The organism is Niveibacterium sp. 24ML (assembly GCF_026586805.1).
GTDB lineage: Bacteria > Pseudomonadota > Gammaproteobacteria > Burkholderiales > Rhodocyclaceae > Niveibacterium.
In genome coordinates, this window is sequence record NZ_JAPFHA010000022.1 from 45,903 (window position 1) to 64,353 (window position 18,451).

15 protein-coding genes are annotated in these 18,451 nt (G+C 60.3%); 12 read left to right on the forward strand and 3 right to left on the reverse strand.

What is annotated here, in order from left to right:
- Nucleotides 1-203 precede the first annotated feature (203 nt).
- The 5 genes from OPU71_RS16900 to OPU71_RS16920 all read left to right on the forward strand — a co-directional run bounded on the left by OPU71_RS16900 (nt 204) and on the right by OPU71_RS16920 (nt 7,214).
- Complete coding sequence (locus OPU71_RS16900) at nt 204-1,355, forward strand: exonuclease SbcCD subunit D (RefSeq protein ID WP_267729231.1); 1,152 nt, start codon at nt 204-206, stop codon at nt 1,353-1,355.
- Nucleotides 1,355-4,432: an AAA family ATPase gene (locus OPU71_RS16905; protein ID WP_267729232.1), complete on the forward strand. Its 3,078-nt coding sequence runs from the start codon at nt 1,355-1,357 to the stop codon at nt 4,430-4,432. Before OPU71_RS16900 ends, OPU71_RS16905 begins: the two co-directional genes overlap by 1 nt.
- 656 nt (nt 4,433-5,088) lie before the next feature.
- A complete protein-coding gene (locus OPU71_RS16910; RefSeq protein ID WP_267729233.1) occupies nt 5,089-5,946 on the forward strand; it encodes a hypothetical protein in 858 nt (285 codons plus the stop codon).
- 76 nt (nt 5,947-6,022) lie between these two features.
- On the forward strand, nt 6,023-6,823 hold the full coding sequence (locus OPU71_RS16915; RefSeq protein WP_267729235.1) for a hypothetical protein: 801 nt from the start codon (nt 6,023-6,025) through the stop codon (nt 6,821-6,823).
- Nucleotides 6,824-6,908: 85 nt separating this feature from the next.
- Nucleotides 6,909-7,214, forward strand: coding sequence for a cyclic-phosphate processing receiver domain-containing protein (locus OPU71_RS16920; RefSeq protein WP_267729236.1), 306 nt, complete (start codon nt 6,909-6,911; stop codon nt 7,212-7,214).
- Nucleotides 7,215-7,545: 331 nt separating this feature from the next.
- On the opposite strand, the gene OPU71_RS16925 is transcribed toward OPU71_RS16920, so the two are convergent.
- The 3 genes from OPU71_RS16925 to OPU71_RS16935 all read right to left on the reverse strand — a co-directional run bounded on the left by OPU71_RS16925 (nt 7,546) and on the right by OPU71_RS16935 (nt 11,062).
- Entirely contained in the window at nt 7,546-8,286 is a 741-nt protein-coding gene (locus OPU71_RS16925; protein ID WP_267729237.1) for a hypothetical protein, read from the reverse strand.
- Nucleotides 8,287-8,376: 90 nt separating this feature from the next.
- Nucleotides 8,377-8,739, reverse strand: coding sequence for a hypothetical protein (locus tag OPU71_RS16930; protein ID WP_267729238.1), 363 nt, complete (start codon nt 8,737-8,739; stop codon nt 8,377-8,379).
- A 25-nt stretch (nt 8,740-8,764) separates the two neighbouring features.
- Nucleotides 8,765-11,062, reverse strand: a complete 2,298-nt coding sequence (locus OPU71_RS16935) for an AAA family ATPase (protein WP_267729239.1) — start codon at nt 11,060-11,062, stop codon at nt 8,765-8,767.
- 158 nt (nt 11,063-11,220) lie between these two features.
- On the opposite strand from OPU71_RS16935, the gene OPU71_RS16940 reads away from it, so the two are divergent.
- The 7 genes from OPU71_RS16940 to OPU71_RS16970 all read left to right on the forward strand — a co-directional run bounded on the left by OPU71_RS16940 (nt 11,221) and on the right by OPU71_RS16970 (nt 18,451).
- Entirely contained in the window at nt 11,221-13,344 is a 2,124-nt protein-coding gene (locus tag OPU71_RS16940) for an AAA family ATPase (RefSeq protein ID WP_267729241.1), read from the forward strand.
- Nucleotides 13,341-14,018: a hypothetical protein gene (locus OPU71_RS16945; RefSeq protein WP_267729242.1), complete on the forward strand. Its 678-nt coding sequence runs from the start codon at nt 13,341-13,343 to the stop codon at nt 14,016-14,018. Before OPU71_RS16940 ends, OPU71_RS16945 begins: the two co-directional genes overlap by 4 nt.
- A 14-nt stretch (nt 14,019-14,032) precedes the next feature.
- Complete coding sequence (locus OPU71_RS16950; protein WP_267729243.1) at nt 14,033-15,157, forward strand: FliG C-terminal domain-containing protein; 1,125 nt, start codon at nt 14,033-14,035, stop codon at nt 15,155-15,157.
- 157 nt (nt 15,158-15,314) lie between these two features.
- Entirely contained in the window at nt 15,315-16,382 is a 1,068-nt protein-coding gene (locus OPU71_RS16955; protein ID WP_267729244.1) for a FliG C-terminal domain-containing protein, read from the forward strand.
- Nucleotides 16,383-16,542: 160 nt separating this feature from the next.
- Nucleotides 16,543-17,313 (forward strand): hypothetical protein, encoded by a 771-nt coding sequence (locus tag OPU71_RS16960; RefSeq protein WP_267729245.1) that lies wholly within the window; start codon nt 16,543-16,545, stop codon nt 17,311-17,313.
- A 17-nt stretch (nt 17,314-17,330) separates the two neighbouring features.
- Complete coding sequence (locus tag OPU71_RS16965) at nt 17,331-18,110, forward strand: hypothetical protein (RefSeq protein ID WP_267729246.1); 780 nt, start codon at nt 17,331-17,333, stop codon at nt 18,108-18,110.
- A gap of 68 nt (nt 18,111-18,178) precedes the next feature.
- Complete coding sequence (locus OPU71_RS16970) at nt 18,179-18,451, forward strand: hypothetical protein (RefSeq protein ID WP_267729247.1); 273 nt, start codon at nt 18,179-18,181, stop codon at nt 18,449-18,451.

Sequence of the window (18,451 nt, forward strand, 5' to 3'; positions counted from 1 at the left end):
AGCACACCGCATCCTGATCGGGCTCATTCCACGAGCCACCCGTAACGGCAGAATCACGCTTCGATCCAGAAGTGCCGGGAAAACCGCCTGGCCGCACGCCCGCCTTTGATCGTGAGATGGCGCGCAATGACCTGCAGCGCTTCGCCAAGCGCGCCGATTTCGCGTGGCGTGCGTTTCCTCCCCAACTCTTAAGGAGTGCAGTTTTGAAGATCCTCCACACCGCAGATTGGCACCTTGGCCGCATTTATCACGGCGTGTCGCTGCTGGAAGACCAGGCGCATGTGCTGGATGAACTCGTTGCGCTTGTACGCGCCGAACGCCCGGACGCGGTGCTGATTTCGGGGGACGTCTACGATCGCTCGGTGCCGCCTTCGGACGCCGTCGCGCTGCTGGATGACACCCTGACCCGCCTCGTCATTGGCGAAGGGGTGCCGACCTTGCTCATCGCAGGCAACCATGACAGCCCGGAACGCCTTGGCTTCGGCTCGCGCCTGCTGGAGCAGGCGGGCCTGACAATGCGTGGCTCGCTCGATGCGGCCCTGACGCCGGTGGTGCTGCGCGACGCGCACGGCGAAGTGGCCTTCTATCCTCTGCCCTATGCGGAGCCCTCGGTATCGCGCCATTGCCTGGCCGACGATTCCATTGCGGATCACCATGCGGCGCTTCGGGTGCAGCTTGAGCGTGTGCGTTCGACCCACGACGAATCGCGCCGCTCGGTGGTGCTGGCGCATGCCTTTGTCACCGGTGGCACGGCAAGTGAATCCGAGCGCCCGCTGTCGGTAGGCGGCACCGGCGCAGTGGGCGCCGAGGTGTTCGACGGGATCGACTTCGTCGCGCTCGGCCACCTTCATCGGCCGCAGGCGATGCGTGATGGGCGGATCAACTATTCCGGCTCGCTGCTGAAGTACTCGTTTGCCGAGGCTGACCATGAAAAGAGCGTGTCGCTGATCGAAATTGGGGCGGACGGCGCGGCGCGCACCAGGCGGATCGCGCTGCGCCCGCGCCGCGATCTGCGCATCCTGACCGGAACGCTTGCGGAAATTGTCAGCGGCGCCGAACGCGACCCCGGGCGTGACGACTATGTGCTGGCCCGGATTACCGACACCGGTGCGATTCTGGATGCGATGAGCAAACTGCGGGCGGCCTACCCGAACGCCCTGTCGATCGAGCGCCCGCAACTGGCCGGGAGCGGAACGGGTGCCGCCAGCGGCGCGGACCACCGCAAGATCAGCATGGAGCAGTTGTTCAGCACTTTCTACCAGGAGATGACCGGGCTTGAGCTCGATGCTTCGGCGACTGAACTCTTGCATGGCGAAATCGCCGCGCAAGCGGGTGAAGAACGGGAGGCCGTCTGATGAAGCCGATTCGCCTGACCCTTCAAGCCTTCGGCCCTTTCGCCAATCGTGAAATCGTCGACTTCACTCGGCTGCCCTCCGACGCACTCTTCCTGATCCACGGCCCGACGGGCGCGGGGAAGACCTCGATTCTCGACGGGATCTGCTTTGCGCTTTACGGCGACACATCCGGCGGCGAGCGCGCAGCCAAGGAGATGCGCAGCCATCACGCGTCGGACGACACCCATACGGAAGTGGAGTTCGTGTTCGAGTTGGGCGGCAAGCGTTACCGGGTGAGACGTTCGCCCGAACAGGAACGCGCGGCGCTACGGGGCCGCAAGGACCAACTGGTGAAGTCGCCCGCCAAGGCGGAACTGCATGTCGCAGAAGCCGGCACCGCTGACAGCAGCCCTGAGTGGACGCCCCTCGTCAGCAAAACGACTGAGGTCACCGCACGCATCGAGACGCTTTTGGGATTTGAAGCGGCGCAGTTCCGTCAGGTGATCATGCTGCCGCAAGGCCAGTTCCGAAAGCTGCTGACGGCCGACTCCAAGGATCGCGAGAAGATCCTTGAGGCGCTGTTCTCGACCGAGGCCTATCGGCGCCTGCAGGAACGACTCAATATTGCCGCACGGGAGCTGGCGCAGCAGGCGACTACCGCAGCGGAGCGACGCGCGACCCTGCTTGAGCAGGCCGAGGTAGTGTCCGAAGACGAGCTTGTCGCCCGCATCCAGGCCGGCGATGCGCAGATCAAAGACATGGCGCAAGAGGAATCGCGGTTGCGACAGGCCGAGCAAGCGGCGGCTGCCGCCCTGTCTGCCGCCGAAGCACTGGCAAATCTGTTCAGCGAACGTGATGCCGCACTGGCGGCGCACGCCACGCTCAACGAGCGTGCTGCACAGATGGAGGCCCAGCGACAGCGGTTGGAAGCCGCTGGCCGTGCGCTAAGGGTTGCACCAGCCCAGATGAGTCTTGCCGATGCCGCCGCGCAGGCAGTGAATGCCTTACGAGACGCGACCGCTGCGACGCAGGAGACCGATGCGGCAGAGGGCAAGGCGCATGCAGCCGCTGCAGTGTTGGCGACAGAGGAAGCGCGTGGGCCAGAACGTGAGGCCGCGAAGGGCGAAGTCATTCGGCTCGAAGGGCTACGCGAAGCTGTCCGAAGACTGGACGAAGCCCGACGAGCGCACGCGGCGGCAAACGACGCGGCCACCCGCACGGCTGCAGCGCAGGCCAAACACCAGCGAGACCTCGACGCCCTGAGCGAGCAGAGAAAGGCGCACCTGGCGTCGCTCGAATCCAGTGGCCGTATGGCGGCCAGCGTCGAGCCGCTGGACTTGAAGATTCAACAACAACAGCAGTTGATTACTTCGCTCTCGTCTCTCAACGCGGCGCGCCTGGCGCTTGAAAAGAGCCAGGCGGAAGCGAATCGTCAACAGTCTCTCTGCGACGCAGTACAGGCGGAGCTGAAGGTTTGCCGTGAAACGGTTTCCTCGTTAGAGGAGCGCTGGCGCAAGGGTCAGGCTGGCGTACTCGCACAGCATCTTGAAGACGGCAGCCCCTGCCCGGTCTGCGGCAGTCACTCACATCCGCAGCCAGCGGAACGGAACGTAGACTTGCCGACTGAAGGGCAGATCAAGACTGCGAACGAGGCGCGGCAAGCAGCCGAGGCCAAATTTGAAGAGGCGCGTCGCGCACTTCAAACAGCGCAGAGCGAGCTCGCGGCACAGGAATCCCGGGTGTCGACGCTGAAAGAATCGCTCCCGTCGGACCTTCCGCACTCCGAAGAAGCCGCTAGAGTGCTGCGTGCGCTGGAAGCCGAGCGCACTTCTGCGCAGGTGGCGGCCACGACGCTGACGGAGATGCAGCAGGCGCTCAAACACACGGATGCGCAACTTGCCACCCTGCAGGCCCAAGTAGAGCAAGCACGGCAGGATTCGGAGGCCAGCGCGCGCGCACAGGCCGCAGCCGAGGCGCAACTGGCGCTACTAAGCGCGAACGTGCCGGAAAACCAGCGCACGCTCGCCGCACTCGAAGCTAGCATCAAAGCAGCCCGAGATCGCTCGGACGGCCTGCTGAGGCTGTTCGAGGATGCGCGCGCCGCACATCAAACCGCCGCGCAGACGCTCGTGGCGGCGCAGTCAAAGCTCGGCGCACTTCAGACGGCACAAACCGCTGCTGATCTGCGCGCCGAAAAAGCACGAGATGCCTTTGATGAAGCACTGCAAGCGCACGGGTTTGCCGATGAGAACGCGCTGCTGGCCGCTGCCCTGCCCCCCAATCAAATCGAGCTGATCCAGAAGGAATTGCGGACGCACGATGACGCCTTCGCCGCGGCCCGGGAAAGGCTCTCGCGCGCGGAGGGCACGGTTGAGGGGAAAGCTCCCCCGGATCTTGTCGGCACCAAGGCCACTCAGGCACATGCGGCAAGTGAGGTCGAGGAACTGATCGGGCGACTGAACCGCCTCAAACAGCACATTGAGTACGACCGCAAGACCCAGGAATCGCTCGAACGCCTCAGGAAGGAACTGGGCGCAATCGAAGCGCGTTACAAGGTGATGGGCCACCTCTCCGGCATCGCCAACGGCGAGAACAGCAAGAAGCTCACCTTCCAACGCTTCGTGCTCGCCGCCTTGCTCGACGATGTACTGCGGCAAGCGTCGCTGCGCTTGCGCGCGATGAGCCGTGGCCGTTACACCCTGCAACGGCGCGACGACGTGGCCGATGCGCGTCGCGCATCCGGGCTGGATCTTGAGGTGTTCGACGACTACACCGGTCGTGCCCGACCGGCCAGCACCCTGTCCGGTGGCGAGGGCTTCATGGCGGCACTCTCCCTTGCGCTCGGGCTATCTGACGTAGTGCAAGCCTACGCCGGCGGTATCCAGCTCGATACCCTGTTCATCGATGAGGGCTTTGGCAGTCTGGATCCGGAATCGCTCGACATGGCGATGAAGGCTCTGATCGACCTCAAGCAGCAGGGGCGAATGGTCGGCATCATTTCTCACGTCGATGAGCTCAAACGGCAGATCGACGCTGGCATCGAGGTGACTTTCGGCGCTGCCGGAAGTCATGCCCGGGTGGGGAGCGCAGCGGTTTAGGCTCACCCCCATCCACACAGAGCGCACAAACACAACAGGGACCATTCATTTGAACCCATTCAGGACTCAAGGGGTTGCCTCCGCTGTTCAACGCCTGATTCGAAGTACTTGAGCGCTCTCAGGCAGCGTTCGAAGACATCCGATGGTGGTGCGGTGAACTGGCGAACATCAGCTGTCCGGTCGCTGCTGCCGCCAACGCAGGTTGGATCGCCCTGCAGGAGTATCGGACCACGAATGCGGGCGACCGCTTGGGACGATTCAGTCGGTAGCAGGCAAAAGTGTCGTCGATTGCCTCTCGCCGATCACGCGAGTGCCAATGACGGAACGTCCTCCTCGCGTCGCGCTGCGCGTGAGAAATCCGTCAATCGTTAAGCGCGCCGGGCAACTACGCCAGCGCAGCGGCCAACCGGCGTCAACGTATGCACACAACATACAAATAGTCGCCCACGCGGGTCCCTTGGCCAACTTTCCCAGAGGGAATCACACACTCCACACGTTGGACCTGGCGCGTTTGCAATCACTCAATGAGCGGTGCGATATGGGATAAGCCCCCGCGAATATTCCGATCCGTCTGCGACACAATCTGTCGTACGAGATCGTAAGATTGGTGTATCTAGCGCTCAGCGATTGGGCGCAATACCGCACTAAAAGACGTAATGAACCGCATCCCAGTTTTCTTCGATCCGCGCTTGGTGTCTGACGTTCCCGTCGAGAGCCCTTCGGCTGGTAAGCCGCGCGACGTTGTGCGCGAATGGCTCGCGCGGTATCCGATCGAACTTCACGGTTATGCCCCCGCAACGATTGTAGATTTGTGCCGCGCGCACTCGCCCGCCTTCGTACAAGACATTTTGACAATGCAGGTGCCCAACGGAATGGAAACGGACGATGTGCGATTTCTGGACTCGTTGTATTGGACCACCGGGTCTTTGCTCAACGCTGCTCGCCACGCGCTGAGCCGCGGCATTGCTGTCTCACCCACATCCGGATTTCACCATGCCGGCTACGATTACTGCTGGGGCTTCTGCACCTTCAATGGCCTCATGATCGCAGCCCAGTCGCTGCTCACAAAGTCCAATGTTCAGAAAATTGGGATTCTTGACTTTGACCAGCACCGCGGCGATGGAACGGAAGATATTGTCAGGCGATTAAATCTGGATGCGCAGATTACGCACATCACCGGCCTCGCAAACTATCCAAGGGAAAAGCAAGCATTTCTCGCTACTTTGCCGCAGCTACTTGAGGCACTGAGCGCCTGCGACCTCATCATCTACCAGGCCGGAGCAGATCAGCACGAGAACGATCCGCTCGGGGGATTCTTGAGCAGCGCCGAGATGCGTTATCGCGACGCACGTGTGTTCGATTTCGCAAAGATTCAGGGAATTCCGCTGGTCTGGAATTTGGCTGGTGGCTATCAAACGGCTGAGTCAGACGGTACGATTAGCATTCAGCCGGTGCTAGATCTGCACAATGCAACGATGGAAGAATGTGTTCGGATCTTTCAGGATAATCAGTGATGACCCATTGAAAGTCAAAACAAGTGCAGAGAACTGAAACTAGATTTCTTGAATCATCCCACATAGGATTCCAACGATGACAAAGCGGTTAGAAGTCAGCGAACTTGCATACGACGAATTCGTCAAGTACGCGAACGGTGAGCCACATTCGCGAGCGCTTCGGCGCTTGGCGAAGAACGCCAACACAGAACTGGACGAGAAATCATCTCGCGTCGCATTGATAATCCTTGAAGATCTATGGTGGGATCTTGACGCAAACCCAAGTCAAGCCTCATCTGCACCGTTCTTTGAAGGTATTGAGAGGCTGTGCGAAAACATCAAGTCGTATCGCTTCAACTTCTACGATTCATCGTCGTTTTCCAAAGCGCTCGAGCGTGCCCTCACCGTGAGTGAGGAGCGAATCGTTCTCTACGTCGCAGCCCATGGCACTCAAAAGAAGGTTGGGGGCGCGTCCGGAATGACGCTACTGAGCAAGATCAGAGAACAGGGGATCAATGACAAACGACTTGAGGGCGTTATCGTCAGTAGCTGCACGTTTGGCGGAAATGACGAAGCCATCGCAAAGCTCTTTGAAGGCCGAATCAACTGGTTCTATGGCTACAGAACATCGGTCGATTGGCTCGGGAGCCTTCTGCTCGAAACTGCGTTACTTGAGTGCTTGGCATATAAGGATCATTCTTACATTGAGTCCGAAGAGGGCATTGGAGATCTATTCTCTGAGGCCACACGCCCTTTCGATCTGAACTGGGAAATGGGCGAAGACAACACGGGACGAAAGGAACTGAAGGACTCACTCGTCGTTGCTGTTCGACCAAAGAACGGCAAGAGATTCCGTTTCATGGCTCCGAGTGATTTTGTGAAACGCAGCAAAGCGTGAATCCACCGTATCTCGTTAGAAGCCAAACGACCAGCGAGCGATTCTCAAAAGGAGTTTGCCTAGATTGACGAGGCATGCACAAACCATGCGAATATTTCTCGACGACGAGCGGCAGACCCCTGAAGGCTGGATACGCACCTATTGGCCGGACGAAACCATCGCGCTTCTCGAAGCCGGTGGCGTCGAAGAAATCAGCCTCGACCATGATCTCGGCGACGATGACCGGGGGACTGGATACGATGTGATTCTCTGGATCGAAGAAGCGATCGTTCTGAGGGGTTTTGTGCCGCCGAAGATCACTATCCATTCGGCGAATCCTTCCGCTCGCGAGCGAATGGTTGCCGGCGTTCGTGCCATAGAACGCCTCACCGAAGCGCGCCTCCGTCAATAGATAGACATCGGAAGCAGCTGTGTACCAGTCTTTGAAGAGGTTTCAGATCGCAGTGCTGCGCCGATGACGGTCGGCGCAGCACAAGGACGCAAGGTCAGAATCCTGGCGCCCGCTGAACCAATCTGGCGTGGACGATCTCAGCGATTCTCGATATCGGTCGCTGGTCTTGTTTCACAACAAAGACGATCAACGAGATCGACGCGGGATCTTGAGGAATACGATCTGGACCGCCACGCCGTTGCCATTGACGTCGAATCAGAGTGAGATCGATGTACCGTGAAGGGTTTGTAATGCAATGTAGCGAGACCGCGCGAACGTCATCAGAGCGCCATCACCAGTCCCCGCCTAGTTCGAATATCGTGCCCGCAGGCAAGTGGAACCATTCCCGAATCATGCGTTTCTTTTCCTCGGGGTAATCCGAGAACTTACTTCCATAGAGATCGTAGTAGACAACCCACCCCTGCCCGTCAGATTTCCAATTGGGGACGATTAGTCCCGACATGACATCCCTGTATTCGAACGGAGCCAGTTCCGGCCACATTTCCTGCGCCAATGCCCAGAACATCCTTCGGTCCCCAACACGATCGGATTTGAGTTCATGGTGAAGCACGCCGATGGGCGTATCCAGCCACATGCACGTAGCCGCCGCCGAGGGCCTCTCGCGCGATGGCACGTACCTGAGCATCTCTTCGCGGCGCTCCTGCTCGATCTTGCGCGCGTCTTCCAATGGATACACGTAGAAACCGGTATCAGGCCAGCGGGTCTTGCCCTCGGGGTCGTCCTGCAGAAAATCCGACAGCCTCCGGTACTGCGGGTCTTCGATCTCGAACGGGATGTCGACATACAGGTATTTGGGGCCACCTTCGATCCAGCCAGAATTCGATGTCGTTCCACACACACCGTGGCCAATGCCCTCCGCATCGAGCCAACGCACGATTTGTTTTGCCGAACTCGAGCGAATCCAATGGTCAAAGTCCGATTCGTCATGCGTGCCCGGCATTTGTCCGAGAAACAGCACCGAACGCCCGAGACGAAGTGCAAGCGAGTCGAGGTATTCGATCAGCATTGGCATGAAAGGCCTCTTGATTGTTGGATAGACAAGCAACGGACGCTTGCAATGATGCCAGCGCTCCTGGCACCACCACATTGCCCAACAGCAAACTCAGTCCTTAGTCGCTTCAAAGCGCCTCGAATCAAAATGGAACAGCAGGAAATCGTGATCCGGGTCGCGCACGCCTAGGATCACGTCAAGTGGCTCACGGAAATAGGTGAAACCGGCGTCCTTGGTGTCGTCCAGAATCGGCCCTGACAAAACTTCGACGACGACCGCCGCTTCGTTGTATTGCGGCCAGCGCTTGTTGCGCAGGCCGGGTTTCCAGCGCACCAGCATCCCCGGCTTGAACGCACTCGCAGGTTCTTCGATCAGGCGCTCGTACATCTCGCGCAGGTCGGTGTTGTGCTCATTGACGGCTTCGGCGCGGGCGTCGAGGTGGTTCGGTCCGGTCTTGGCGATATTGACCAGCATTTCACGCAACTTCGGGTCGAGTTTCTTAGGCGTATTCATTGCGTGCCTCCTGGCGAGTTTGATCGTGGGCGTGCGGTTTCTCGGTTGATCGTGGGTTCGCAGCGCGTCCGCGCTCCCTGAGGGAGATCTCACTATCAAGGCGAGCGATGAGTTCGTTGGCGGTGGGCGTGACGTCGAGCAAGCGGTATTGGCGTACCACCGTGGCGATGTCGCCGGCAGTCAGGCCCTCGAGCCTGAACACCCCGTGTTCAACGCCTTGCGCAGCATCGAAGGTGCCACCGAGGCGAATGAACTCCTGCGCGAACAGCGCCCAACGCTGATGGCTGGTGAGCGGTGAAAAACGCACCTTCCAGTCGAAGCGGCGAAGGGATGCCGGGTCGAGATGCTCAGCCAGATTGGTGGTACAGATGAAGATGCCTTCAAAGGCCTCCATCTGTGTCAGCAGTTCATTGACCTGGCTGACTTCCCAAGAGTGCTCGGCATGCTCGCGCGACCTTAGGAACGAATCCGCCTCGTCCAGGATGAGCACGGCGCCTTGCTGGCTGGCCTGCTCGAACATGTCAGCGATGCGGCTCTCGGTATCGCCGAGCCATTTAGAAAGCAAGTCCGAACCGCGTTTCACGATAACAGGGCGATCAATCACCTCCGCGAGATAACGGCCAAACTCGCTCTTTCCGGTTCCCGGCGCCCCGTAGAAGCAGAAGCGTCCGCAGGGCCGGCGCGCCAGTGCAGCCACCAGGTGCGATACGTCGACGTCAGCATTGACGTAAGCGAGATCAAAGGCCGTCGTGCGCCCCGACGCCCATGAGGGCTTCGGTTGCCCAAGCAGGGCGGCCGACCGATCGAGGGCGCGCAGAATCAGGTTGCGACCGTACTCGGCTCCTGCCGGATCAGAAGGCTGTCCGACGAGGCTTTGCGCAACTTGCGCAGCGTTCTGGAGTTGCGCTGGTGTTGTGTGGTCCCGTGCGGCGATTGCAGAGAGCAGCGTGTCGTCGGAGGCGTCGAGCCACGCGGACAGGTGGTGTGCGACGATGTGTTTGCGCACCGAGAACGGCGGCACCGCGAACTTCACTGTGTAGTCAAAGCGTCGCAGATACGCGGGATCGATACCGTCCAGCTCGTTGGTGATCCAGATCGCAGGGATAGCGTTGTTCTCGAGCGAGCGGTTGATCCAGGCCTTGCCGCGGGACTCGACACGCGCGCCAGCAAACAGGCTTGCCAGCGGGTTGTTCTCGAACACATCCTCGACCTCGTCGAAGATCAGCACTGCGTCGCGATTTCGGCTGAGCAAGCGCTGTCCAAGGTTATAAGCGCGCAAGCGACCCATGCCACCGATGGGATCGCCATCCTGATCGGCGTACTTCACCTCGAACGCGCTAAGTGAGAGTGCATGTGAGAGCGCGACAGCGTATTCGGTCTTGCCGACGCCGGGCGGGCCATACAAGAGAATGTTCGTGCCGGCCCGGCCGGTCGCCCGAGCCTGCTTGATGAGGCCGGTCACGATCTCGGTGTCGTCAACAAGATGCGGAAACTGCGCAATGCTGAGCGTGGCAGGAGGAAGCCTGTCCACAAAACGCGCCAGCAGATCCTCTTCGCAGACCGTCTGGCCAAGCATCAAGTCCGGCAAATCCTCGCGGATACAGACCTTGCTCTCGAGATCGCACGCCGACTCCGGCATCGTGATCAATCCTGTCGCGCGAAGAGAGCCCTTTGCGCTGAGCGCGTCGGCAACCTCAACTGTGGGCAAGCCCGATAGCCCCGAGAGCGCCAACGCAAGATTGGTCGTATCCATTTCGATCGACAGCGCACTGACAACCCGATTGAAATGAGTGATCCCACCCATGCAGGTGGCAAACAGCAAGACAAACTGTTCGGCGGCTGTCAGGTTGAGCAAGCGCGTCAGCGTGCCAAGGTTGTGCCAGATCGGTGAGGCAAAGGAGACGCCTTGCTGCACGGCTGCTTCCCGCATCCCGTGAAAGTGCTGGCGCAAGACCTGCGCTTTGCCCGACTTCCGCCGCCTCCGACGAGCGCCGATCGAGAAGATCTCCTGCTCGTCCTCTTCATCCTCGTTCGAGTGCTCCAAAAGCGCCTCAACGCAAGCCGAGATGCCCTCTCCGAACAAGGCACGAACCCTTCGGTCGCCGCGAGGATCTTCAACCATATCAACCACACGGTCCGCACGAACGTACGCCAACGCGAGGTCCATCACCCACACGCACAGCATCGGGCGAAGGGACTCCAGGACGAGATCAGGATGTTGTGCGGGGGGCTCACTGCCGCAAACGACGAACCCCGGGGCGCCGTGCTGTGCGTGCTGATTCATGACGATCTCCGGTCTATCCAAAGACCCTGATCATCCAGCAAGTTGCGACAGCTTTTGTCGCACAGAGCATCACCAGATTGCGACTATCAATGTCGCACCGCTGCGACGCCGCCTGTCGCACCTGGAAGCGAAGATGACGACCAGTCAAGGAGGTCGCCATGCCCACACTCATCGAACACTTGCGCAGCCCGCACGAACCAGGCACCAGGCGCCTCATCGGGCCGAGTGCGACCTACCAACCGCTGATTGCCGTGTGGCTTATCGACATGATGTTGCACTTTGGCTGGCATGAACGCGAAGACCAGATCCTCGACGTCGACCTCTTCGCCTGCTCGGGATTGTCATGGGCTGCGATCGCTGCGATCAGTCGCGAGCACAAGGACGATCGGGCTGCGTGCGTCAGCGCGCTTCGTGCGTTGCTTCTGGCGCAGCGTGCGGTCATGTTCGACCAAACTATCCCAGCCGACGCTCCGCTGTTCTGCAATGTTGCGGCGCTCGGCGAACTACTCGGCCTTGGCCTCCACGAACAGTTCATCCTGACCTTCACGGCACTGCGCGCTGCGCTATGTGAATTTGGGAACGCGATACCCGATCAGAAAGTCACGACGGCGGATCTCTGCGCCGTCTTTTCCTTGCTGTCGCAACTGGATGCTGATGGCTTCAAACAGGCCCTGACGCCAGACAGCACGCTCGTCACGACGGGCATCGTGGGCATTGAGGCCGGCGGTAGCCCGATTCGCGAAAAGCTGACCTTGCTGCGAGGGCTCGGGGCCGCGCTCATTGAAGAAGACCTGGAACTCTCGCGACTGATGCGGTACTTCCTCACGCCAACAGCGACTCCCACGCTGGCAGTGCCAGATTTTGCGCATCTCGACGCCGAGATGCGCACGCTGGTCGGCATGCTCAACGCAACGCAAAACCACGCGCAGCACGCCCTTAACGTACTTCTCTACGGTGAGCCAGGCATGGGAAAGACCGAGTTCTGCCAACTACTTGCGCAGCAGACAGGCTTCGAACTGCTTGAAGTGGCCTACGCCGACGCGTCCGGATCGCCACTCTCCCCCAGTGATCGGCTACGCGCCTATCGCTTCGCTGAACAACTACTCGCCCCGACTCGCCGCAGCATCTTGATGTTCGACGAAGTCGAAGACGTTTTTCAGTCCGAGGAGACCGCACCCAGCAAGGCCGACATGGCCCAGAGCATTCGATTCAAGGCCTGGATCAACCGCGCACTGGAGCAATCGCGCACCCCAACCATCTGGATTACCAACCGCGTCCACAAGATTGACCGCGCCGTTCTGCGCCGTTTCGACTTCACATTGGAATTCCGCAATCCACCGCCATCCGCGCGTCGGCGAATCGCCGCCCGCCACCTGGGGGGGCTTGCACCTTCTGAATCGTGGCTCGATGCCTTGGCCAGTAACCCCTGTCTCATTCCATCCCAGTTCGAACGGGCAGCCGGGGTAGCGGCTCGTGTTGACGCCGAGAACGCCGTCACCGCCGCTGAGGTGAGCCTGCGCCAGAGCACCCGTGTACTGCACAGGCGCCCGCTCAAGCTCAAGCGAACCGGGTCGGCGCCGTTCAGTACGGAATGGATCACGACAGACCACTCCATCGACGCAGTCCTTTCCGGGCTGCGCCACCACCCCGCGGCAACAATGTGCTTTTACGGACTGCCAGGTACGGGCAAGACGGCCTTCGCGCGGCATCTAGCCGACGCGCTGGATCGACCACTGATGGTTGAACGCGCATCGGACATCTTGAGCCCCTTCGTCGGCGGCACGGAACAGAACATCGCCGAGTTGTTCGAGCGTGCTCAAACAGACGATGCGCTGCTGCTGATCGACGAAGCCGACTCCTTTCTGGGCGACCGAGGCCAAGCGCAGCACAGTTGGGAAGTCACGCAGGTGAATGAACTGCTGACCCAGATCGAGGAATTCGAAGGTCTGCTGGTGTGCACCACCAATCGTTTCGACCAGATGGACCCGGCCTCGCGGCGCCGCTTTAGCCACAAGATCCGCTTCGACCCGATGCCCCCCGCGACCGCATGGCAGGCCTGTCGCGAAGTCGCAGCGCAACTGGGCATTGATGCGCAAACCCTTGGCGCGATCCGGGGCGACATCCTCTGCATGACGGCGCTCACGCCGGGTGACTTCGCGGTCGTCCTCAAACAAGCCCGCCACCTGCAAGAAACGCCGACTGCAGAGTGGTTGTGCGACGCCCTGCGTAATGAGGTTTCCGGGCGGCACGGCGCCAAAGTCCGGTTCGGGTTCGCAGCATGAGCGCGCCATCTGTCCTGGTGTTGGAAGCGGCATGGGTAAGCAGTCTGGAACCAGGCCCCTCGGTGCGCCCCTTCATCGATGGCTGGGCCGCCCACCGCGGAGTTGGCGTTTGCTACCGCAGCTTTGGTTCCTGCGCCGAACTGGCGCACTGGCTCAGGCACTTTCTTGCAAGCCAGACGCTCCGCGTCGCCTACCTTGCAGCGCACGGGCGTGCCGGCAGCCTGCACACCCCGACCAGTGAAATTCCCTTGCCGAAGCTTGCGCAAACACTTGCTGGTAGCCGGCGTAGTCGCCGGGTCGGCAAGGGCATTGCGTTTGGTGCCTGCCATCTTGGGGCTGAGCTTGAGGCATTTCTTTTCGAGTCGAGACAGAAGTTTGATTGGGCGCTCGGCTACACCGAAGCGATCCCCTGGCTTGGCGCGACGGTCATCGATCTGTTGTTTCTTGAATACCTGTTCGCAGGCATCGCTTTGCGACCCGATGACACGCGCTCTGACCAGAGCGAAGAGGCTGAGGCTGCGACCTGGCTCATCGGTGAACACTGCCGACTCGCTGACCTCATGGGGCTGCGTCTCGCACTCTCTGCGTCGCTCCAACCCGCGCTGCGGCCACCCACTTCCAAATGGCCTACGCAGACCACGCAACCCGTCGCGCACACCATGATTTGCAGTTAACCGGAGGAACGAGCGTGACGCCCCATGAACTCACTGAACTCCTGTTTTCACTGGACGACAGGCTTTTTTGCACCGCCCAAAGCGTATTTTCCAGTCGCCTTATGGCCCAACGACGTGGCGACTTCGAATCCCCGGATTTCGAGACCCTGCAGCAACTGAGCGGTGACGAGCGCTACCGACTGAGCCTAGAACTTGACGACAACACATTGGTACAAGCCCTCAAGGCAGCCAGCCGCAATCTTCGGCACCTATTCCTGCGCGATACCTCTTGGAGCCGCAAGCGCCGGATCATCGGGAAGATGAGGCGCCTCGGTTGTATCCGTCAGTCGGTTGCCAATCGCGCGGTCGAGGCAGTACTCGCGGAACTGGAACGCCAACGCGCAATCGGTGCCATCTCCCGCGAGCTCTCTGACGATGAGATCAAACGAGGCATCCCCGCCATACGTGCAGGTTTGGCCGGCAGCCGCGCAAGGCCAAGTCAGATTCGCGCCGACATAGCAGAGGTGCTTGGCCATTACCTGCACATCGCGTCGGACGCCGTCCTCAGCACCGTCGTCCAGGCCGCTGACCCTTTGGATCTCGCGTTGCTCCTTTTGCAACTGCGCAGTCCTCTCCTCATCGAGCGCATGCTGGTAGCGGGCGAGTGCACGTACCTGCGCGAGTTGCTCGACAGCATATTTGCCATCCTGGATGGTGACGGTGCTCCAGCGCCCGGCCACCCAGAGCGCCGGCTCTGGCAAATAGTCACCTGGGAACTCTACAACCAGGATGCTTGGGAGATTGACACGCTATTTCCTGTCGCTGCCGAAGTAGCTTCCGTCGCCTCCGGCCCCGCCGGTTCGAACATGATTTGGACCACCCTAAGGAATCTTGAGCTGTACGGGTGGGAGGCTCGAACGTATCCCGATCCAAATCCTGATGCACATGAAAAGATGTTGGCGCTGATAAAGGAGAGCGCGCGAAACTACGCAGATTGGCCAGAGCCGCCCCCACCCGAACCGCTCACCGCCGCGCAACAGCGCCGCATCGATGCAATTGAGGCATCTTCCTTGGCGCGCATGCGGCGGCGCAGCGACGAACAGATGCGTCGTGCGATTGCCCGGAAATCCGACGCACGGCGTATGGCGGACGCGTCATGAGCAAAGGTCAGCTCACCTTTCAGGTCGTGTTCGAGCGCTGCGATCTGACCGGCGCGCACAATAGTCGGGCCTGCTCAGCGCGGCCGAAATCGGGCAAAAGGAAACTGACCGCAGCCCGACCCCAACCCGCTGTCACACCAGCCAAGGCTCGTTCATCATGAATGCCATCAACATCGCGGAACTGCTGTATTCACTCGACGCAGCCCAACTCGGCGCCGTCGGGCGCCTTCTGGATTCTCGCCTTCTAGCCCGGAAGCGTGGCGGATGGCTGCACCCCACGTTTGAACGCGTGGCCCAACTCACCGACAACGAACGCTACCTGCTGATTCGGGAAATTCCCGACAACACCGTGGCCGAGGCGTTGAAGGCAGGCGGCGAGTATCTGAGAGGCACAGTCTTCGCAGTCATGACCAAAACCCGACGCAAGCGTGTCAGCGGCATCATGACGCGATTGGGCCCCACTCGCTTATCGGTCGCCGAAGGCGCAATCGACGCGATCCTGGCTGTGCAGGAGCGTCTGCGCGCAATTGGAGCCATTTCCCCTGATCTCACCGTGGGCGAGATCGAACAAGGGCTAACCGCGATTTGCGCAGGATTGCCTGCCTCGTTCCCGGGCGAGCAATTGGTCCCCGCAGAGTACGCAGCGACATTGCACCAACACCTTTGCGGCGCCTCCGATCAGGCGCTCTGCCAGGTCGTCACGCGCGCAGATCCTTCGGACCTCGCGCTGTTCCTCTTGCAAAGACGCAGCCGCCCGCTCGCCGAGCGCCTGCTTACAGCAGGACCGTTACCGTATCTGCGCGAGACCCTTGCCGCCGCGCTCGCCTTGCAGCCCGGCGCCGATTTGCCAGACGGACGTCCCGAATGGCGACTGTGGACGGTCACGCAAGGCAGCCTGCCATTCTTCGACGGCGCGCCGGAAGAATTTCCGCCTCCAGCGCTATCAACACCGACGTGCGCATCGGGTGCGTCCGATACCTTATCGGGTTCGCAATTGGCGCCCACCGATCTGGTCACATCTTCCGACCAGCACCACAGGACACATCGGCTTGATTACGACAGCACCTGGCCGACGGAGCATGACATTCCCAAAACGCCAACCCAGTTGCTTCGTGAGCGTGAGATCGAGGCATCCCCATTCGCGCGCATGAAACGTCGCTGCAGGTCAGCGGAGCTTTCCGCTGCATCGCGAGTGCTGCAGCCCTCCCCGCCCGATCCGCAATGATGCAAGCCAGATAGTCGGCAGCAAGAAGCTCGCGACAAATCGCCCCGACCCGACACCGAAAATTGATGAAAGTCATGCTTGGAGGCAGACACCCTTCAGAGGCAGATCAGCGCGCCGTTGAAGTGGGCTTGAACGATAGAACGATGAACCAAGGGTAGGCATGACCACCGCTCAACAGCTCTACAATGACATCCTGAATTTCTTGGCGCGTGGCACAGCGGCAGATCCGACGGCGGGACCCTACAAACTTTCCACGCGAGAGCCCCTTGTGAAGCCGTCCGATTGGAATGAACTCCCGCCTACAACCGTTAAATGCCAGCTTCTCCCCTTGACGACGATCGGCAAGGGCGAGCTTTCAGTCCAAGCGGCTCTATACGCCTATCTGGTCAGCAAGGACTGGATCGCAGTCACAGAGGCGGCTCCTGACACCGGCAGTGATCGCGCCGACATCCTCGTTCTCGACAACAACTTCACGCCGCTCGCTGCAATTGAGTTAAAGCACCACTCCATTCACCAACCGTGGCAACGGGGCACGCTGCCTCTGCTGGATCTGATGGATGAAGACCTCAAAAAGAGGACGGCGCAATCGTTCTACGGGCAACCAAGGCCGCTCATTCGAATTGGCCTGATGACCGCGATTGTTTCGCCTACAGCAAAGGTCCTTCGGACTCCTAGTCCGCCTTGTTTTCCAAGCTTTCTAAGAAGAGAGTCATACATTGCCAGGGGAACAAAGGACAGTCTGTTCGCTTTCAAAGCGCCATCACAAAAAAACTCGTCGGCGCAGCGGTTCTCAGACTTCATACCTGCCGTGCAGCGATGGCACAAGACTGGAATTGGCCACGCTGGCTGGGGTCCGCTAGAGAAGTTCCGACACGACCCAAGCGGGGCCGACATTGTTGGCTGCGTCGGCTATGTCTGCGTTATGCCCTGAAAGCACGCCGCCTCACCGTGACGAAACACCCAAATCAAGCGACCTTTCAGTCCATCGTCGCCGCGCTCGCCCGCGGCGCAGCGCATTCCAGGCTCGAGCAACCCCGTAACTTGCGTGATCGATTGATGAACGCACTCCACAAGACGGAAGCTTCCCCAGAACAGACAGAGACACTCACGTTCAATTCGCCGGAAAGCCTGACTTATCACCTCACCCAGGGTGAGTCGCCCGCGAAATTCCTGACTGAACGGCTCGAAGCCTACGGGTGGTGCGTCGAGATGCTGACCCAGCCAGATGAAGCACCACTTCATATCGACGGCGAACCTGCGTGGCTAATCACCCAAGCGCCTTCTTTCGGTGCGCGTGCTTGCATTCTCGCACCGCGGGTGTTCCGCCCCGAGGACGATCTGAGCACGATCGAATACGCCTTGGATGCCGCTCTCGAGCAACTCATTGCCCAACGAGAACGGGTCAAGGATCTGGAAGTTCGCCACCAGAGCAGCAGCTACCGTCTGAGTGCCTCTTCAGACCTGCCACGCCCTGTGCCGCAAGTGCCATTGGTGCAAATCGCATTGCTCCCAGTGTTGAATGGTGATGGGCTCGATATCGGGCGCTTCGAGGCGATCGAGCGAAGCCTGGCGCACTGGGCAAGTTCTGAAGCCCTCGATCCGTATCGAGATGCCGTCTGGGGCCTGGGGCCGCGCGAAATCGCCCATTGGTGCGAACCAGTGCCACTGCTTCGGAGAATCACGGCTCGCGTAACGTATGTCTGCCTGATGACCCGAGTAAACACATGACCGCCTGCGACATGAAGCGTCGCACCCAGCGTTCAGAATGGCCTCATCAGATACCGATGGAGCCCACCATGAGCGACCCGAACACCTCAAGTCACCGCCCCACGCCAAGCCTGGCCGAACTGCAAGAGCGCGCAGCGGCCCTTGAGAAGCAACTCGGCGGGGCTATTCCGCATTTCTGCGACAAAAGTTATGTCGAGCGAAAAGCTGCCGAGTGCCCCGCCCCGGATCGCGACGAGCGCGTGCGCGTCGCAACATACGCCTTGTGCAACTACTACGAATCATTGCTTGCGCTCCGCGAACGCGACTCGAGCACCTGGAACGCCCTGACCAGCTGGAATTGA

Excerpts from the sequence above, each read along its gene's own strand:
- OPU71_RS16905 (WP_267729232.1), top strand. The coding sequence starts at position 1,355 with ATGAAGCCGATTCGCCTGACCCTTCAAGCCTTCGGCCCTTTCGCCAAT.
- OPU71_RS16910 (WP_267729233.1), top strand. The coding sequence starts at position 5,089 with ATGAACCGCATCCCAGTTTTCTTCGATCCGCGCTTGGTGTCTGACGTT.
- OPU71_RS16915 (WP_267729235.1), top strand. The coding sequence starts at position 6,023 with ATGACAAAGCGGTTAGAAGTCAGCGAACTTGCATACGACGAATTCGTC.
- OPU71_RS16920 (WP_267729236.1), top strand. The coding sequence starts at position 6,909 with ATGCGAATATTTCTCGACGACGAGCGGCAGACCCCTGAAGGCTGGATA.
- OPU71_RS16925 (WP_267729237.1), bottom strand. The coding sequence starts at position 8,286 with ATGCCAATGCTGATCGAATACCTCGACTCGCTTGCACTTCGTCTCGGG.
- OPU71_RS16930 (WP_267729238.1), bottom strand. The coding sequence starts at position 8,739 with ATGCTGGTCAATATCGCCAAGACCGGACCGAACCACCTCGACGCCCGC.
- OPU71_RS16935 (WP_267729239.1), bottom strand. The coding sequence starts at position 11,062 with ATGAATCAGCACGCACAGCACGGCGCCCCGGGGTTCGTCGTTTGCGGC.
- OPU71_RS16940 (WP_267729241.1), top strand. The coding sequence starts at position 11,221 with ATGCCCACACTCATCGAACACTTGCGCAGCCCGCACGAACCAGGCACC.
- OPU71_RS16945 (WP_267729242.1), top strand. The coding sequence starts at position 13,341 with ATGAGCGCGCCATCTGTCCTGGTGTTGGAAGCGGCATGGGTAAGCAGT.
- OPU71_RS16955 (WP_267729244.1), top strand. The coding sequence starts at position 15,315 with ATGAATGCCATCAACATCGCGGAACTGCTGTATTCACTCGACGCAGCC.
- OPU71_RS16960 (WP_267729245.1), top strand. The coding sequence starts at position 16,543 with ATGACCACCGCTCAACAGCTCTACAATGACATCCTGAATTTCTTGGCG.
- OPU71_RS16970 (WP_267729247.1), top strand. The coding sequence starts at position 18,179 with ATGAGCGACCCGAACACCTCAAGTCACCGCCCCACGCCAAGCCTGGCC.